General features: G+C 36.7%; 5 protein-coding genes. All 5 read left to right on the plus strand.

Translation table 11 applies throughout. From position 1 onward, the window contains the following. The coding region (locus BCT81_RS14725; protein WP_133152632.1) for a glycosyltransferase family 61 protein at positions 1-803 on the plus strand (803 nt) is incomplete at its 5' end. Continuing rightward, positions 796-1,188, plus strand: a complete 393-nt coding sequence (locus tag BCT81_RS14730; RefSeq protein WP_102424908.1) for an FdtA/QdtA family cupin domain-containing protein — start codon at positions 796-798, stop codon at positions 1,186-1,188. The genes BCT81_RS14725 and BCT81_RS14730, both read left to right, overlap by 8 nt. Beyond that, positions 1,188-1,928 carry an acyltransferase gene (locus BCT81_RS14735; protein WP_102424909.1) on the plus strand — a complete coding sequence of 247 codons (741 nt, stop codon included), beginning with the start codon at positions 1,188-1,190 and terminating at the stop codon, positions 1,926-1,928. The genes BCT81_RS14730 and BCT81_RS14735 overlap by 1 nt, the downstream gene beginning before the upstream one ends. Before the next feature lie 4 nt (positions 1,929-1,932). Beyond that, positions 1,933-2,340, plus strand: coding sequence for a MaoC family dehydratase (locus BCT81_RS14740; RefSeq protein WP_102424910.1), 408 nt, complete (start codon positions 1,933-1,935; stop codon positions 2,338-2,340). Positions 2,341-2,345: 5 nt separating this feature from the next. Next, positions 2,346-3,443: a DegT/DnrJ/EryC1/StrS family aminotransferase gene (locus BCT81_RS14745; RefSeq protein ID WP_102424911.1), complete on the plus strand. Its 1,098-nt coding sequence runs from the start codon at positions 2,346-2,348 to the stop codon at positions 3,441-3,443. The last annotated feature ends 54 nt before the right edge of the window (positions 3,444-3,497 follow it).

The following is a 3,497-nucleotide window of genomic DNA, read 5'->3' on the forward strand; positions in this document are numbered from 1 at the left end:
ATGGATTAGTATTAAGTTTATTAAAAGAACATTCGACTAATTATTATCATTGGGTTACCGAAGTCATCCCCAAGCTAGTCAATATGATGGAGTATATTGAATCTAATGATGAAAAAGTAACTATTCTAGTTGAAGAGGGAACTCCTCCACAAAGTCTTTCTCTTGTTGAACTTCTCTTGTCTGAACTAAAAAATACTGAGTATCACATCTGTCACGTAAAAAAGGGTCAGTTAGTTTATTGCGAAAGTTTAATTTACTGTACTCCTCTATGGACTTCTCTTGACAATACTCGATCTTTACCTAATCCTCAAAAGGAATTTTTTGTTTCTCCCGATTGTTTAAGTAAAGTTAAAAGTATGCTTTCAAAATACACGCAATCAAAAAATTATATTTTGGAAAACAAGAAAATATACTTACAAAGAGAAAATACCAAACTAAGGAAGCTCAGTAATGTTCTAGATTTAGAGAGATTACTGTATAAAAAAGGGTTTGACTTTGTTGATCCGGGTTCTCTTGATTTTTTTGAGCAGTATAATTTATTTTCGCAAGCCGAAATTATAGTTGGTGCTTCCGGTGCTGCATTTACCAATTTATTGTTTATGAAATCAGATAGTACTGCTATATCGCTATACCCTTCGGCACAAAGCACGAACTATTATGTATTTCAGCCCTTAGCGGATGTTTCAAATGTTAATTTGATTCACTTCCTTACTACTCCTGATGATAACTCCAACTCTGTTCACGGTGATGCGAAAGTTAATGTCATAGAATTAGAAAAACTACTGGAAAAACTAGATGATTAAAATGTTAGAGTTCAGCGTCCTTGGTGATCAACGAGGCTCACTGATATCCCTAGAAGAGCAACGTAATATTCCCTTCGATATAAAACGTGTTTATTATATCTATAATACAAAGAATGAAATTTCTAGAGGTTTTCATGCTCACAAAAACTTAGAGCAGGTAGCGATTTGTGTGAAGGGTAGCTGTAGAATTGTCCTAGATGATGGTCAGTCGAGAGAGAGCGTTGTACTCGATAGCCCAGATCAAGGGTTGTATATTGACAATAACAAATGGCGAGAAATGCACGATTTTTCAAAGGATTGTGTTTTGCTAGTACTTGCGAGTAATATTTACGATGAGTCAGATTATATTCGTGATTATGAAGAATTTTTAAGGTTGGTAAATTAATGACTATACATAAAAGTGCGATCGTGTCGGAAAAAGCAACGATTGGTAAAAATGTTACTATCGGAGCCTTTACTATAATTCATGACAATGTAGATATTGGAGACAATACGGTTGTCGAAAGTAACTGTGAACTAGGTGTAGCAACTTCTTTATCAGGCAATAGAAAATTAGTTGTTGGTAAAAATTCACATATTCGCTCATACAGTATGTTTTATGAGGGGTCGACTTTTGATGAGGGTTTAGTTACGGGTCATCGAGTTTCTGTTCGCGAGAAAACCGTCGCTGGTAAAAATTTTCAAATTGGGACTCTATCAGATATACAAGGGGATTGTGAGTTTGGCGATTATGTGAGACTTCACAGTAATGTTCATGTAGGAAAACTTTCAAAAGTCGGAGATTATGTCTGGCTATTTCCTTATGTTGTTCTTACGAATGACCCGCATCCGCCAAGTAACGTAATGCAAGGTGTTGTGATTGAAGACTACGCTGTGATAGCTACAATGTCCGTAATATTACCGGGCGTTACGATCGCCAAAGGTTGTTTAATCGGGGCAAGTTCAACAGTAGCTAAAAGCACTCAAGAAGATATGCTTTATTCTGGTAATCCAGCGAAATTAATCGGCCCTGCCGCAAGAATACGCTTGAAAGATGGTAGCCGCAAGCCAGCTTACCCTTGGGTTAATCACTTCCATAGAGGCTATCCAGATGATGTCGTACAGCAATGGGTTAAAGGGGAGTAACTAAATGTATGATATTCATGATATTGAAGTTGGGATGTCCGCTTCGTACTCTCAAACTATTTCTGAAGCGGATGTAAAACAATTCGCTGGCTTCTCAGGAGATAGAAACCCAGTTCATCTTGATGAAGTTTATGCTGAAAGTTCTCGTTTTAAAAAAAGGATAGCTCATGGCATGATTAGCTCTAGCTTCTTTTCCGCATTGTTTGGAACTAAGCTACCAGGTGAAGGCTGCGTTTATGTATCTCAAGCTTTGAAGTTTAGAAAGCCGGTATATATCGACGATACGGTTGTAGCTACTGTAGTTGTCAACGAAGTTGATATAAAGAGGCGTCGAGTTTACTTCGATACATATTGTAAAGTGGGTAAGCAAAAAGTAATAACCGGCCAAGCCGAAATATATATTCCAGAGTAATTATGATGATTCCATTTTTAGACTTAAAGACACTTAACGAAAGATATAAAGACGAGATTAAGGCTGCCTTTGACAGGGTTGTTGATTCTGGTTGGTATATTATGGGGAATGAGTTAGAACAGTTTGAAAAAGAGTTCTCAACGTACTGTCAAACCAAATATTGTATCGGTGTTGGCAATGGCTTAGATGCTTTAACGCTTACTTTAAAATCTTGGAAAATTATGGGGTTGATTAACGAAGGTGATGAAGTTATTGTCCCTTCTAACACTTTTATAGCATCGGTGCTTGCTATTTCCGAGTGTAACTTGACTCCTGTATTAGTTGATGCAGATCCAAATAACTTTAACATCGATGTTTCCAAAATCGCTCAAAAAATCACATCAAAGACCAAAGTTATACTACCGGTACATCTGTACGGTCAATTAGCTCCAATGAAAGAAATTTGTAAGCTAGCTGAAGACTATGACCTGTTAGTACTAGAGGATTGTGCACAAGCACATGGAGCTATGATTGATGGGAAAAAAGCGGGATCTTGGGGCCATGCTGGTGCCTTCAGTTTCTATCCAGGGAAAAACTTAGGTGCTCTAGGTGATGCTGGTGCAATTACAACAAGTGACGAGAAGCTAAAGGAAATAGTTTCTGCATTAAGAAGCTATGGCTCCCACATAAAGTATGAGCATATTTACAAAGGTGTGAACAGCAGGTTAGATGAAATACAAGCAGCTATTTTAAGAGTTAAGCTTAAGTACATTGATGAAGATATTGAAAATCGTCAAAGGGTTGCACGTTATTACATTGATAATATTAACAATGATTTAGTAACACTCCCTGAATGGAAATATGAAGCAAGCCATGTTTTTCATTTGTTTGTTATCAAGACATCTGAACGAGAAAAATTGAGTGAATACTTGTTAGAAAATGGTGTTCAAACTCAAAAACACTACCCTAAATTTGTCAACGAACAGGTTGCGTACGCTGAAATAGAACACAAAAATGAAGTCAGAGCTATTTGTGATGATATTTTAAGCCTACCGATAAGCCCTATTTTGACTGAATCAGAACAAAAACATATAGTGAACTTGATCAATAGCTGGTCTAATTAATTATGAATGAATCGAGCCTTCCTCTAATTTCAATATGCATGGTTACTTATAATC

Origin of the sequence: Vibrio sp. 10N.261.52.A1, assembly GCF_002876325.1 — a bacterium.
In the GTDB taxonomy this organism is placed as follows: domain Bacteria; phylum Pseudomonadota; class Gammaproteobacteria; order Enterobacterales; family Vibrionaceae; genus Vibrio; species Vibrio chagasii.

What these genes read in the sequence shown, in the direction of transcription:
- BCT81_RS14730 (WP_102424908.1), top strand. Translation starts at nt 796, where the DNA reads ATGATTAAAATGTTAGAGTTCAGCGTCCTTGGTGATCAACGAGGCTCA.
- BCT81_RS14735 (WP_102424909.1), top strand. Translation starts at nt 1,188, where the DNA reads ATGACTATACATAAAAGTGCGATCGTGTCGGAAAAAGCAACGATTGGT.
- BCT81_RS14740 (WP_102424910.1), top strand. Translation starts at nt 1,933, where the DNA reads ATGTATGATATTCATGATATTGAAGTTGGGATGTCCGCTTCGTACTCT.
- BCT81_RS14745 (WP_102424911.1), top strand. Translation starts at nt 2,346, where the DNA reads ATGATTCCATTTTTAGACTTAAAGACACTTAACGAAAGATATAAAGAC.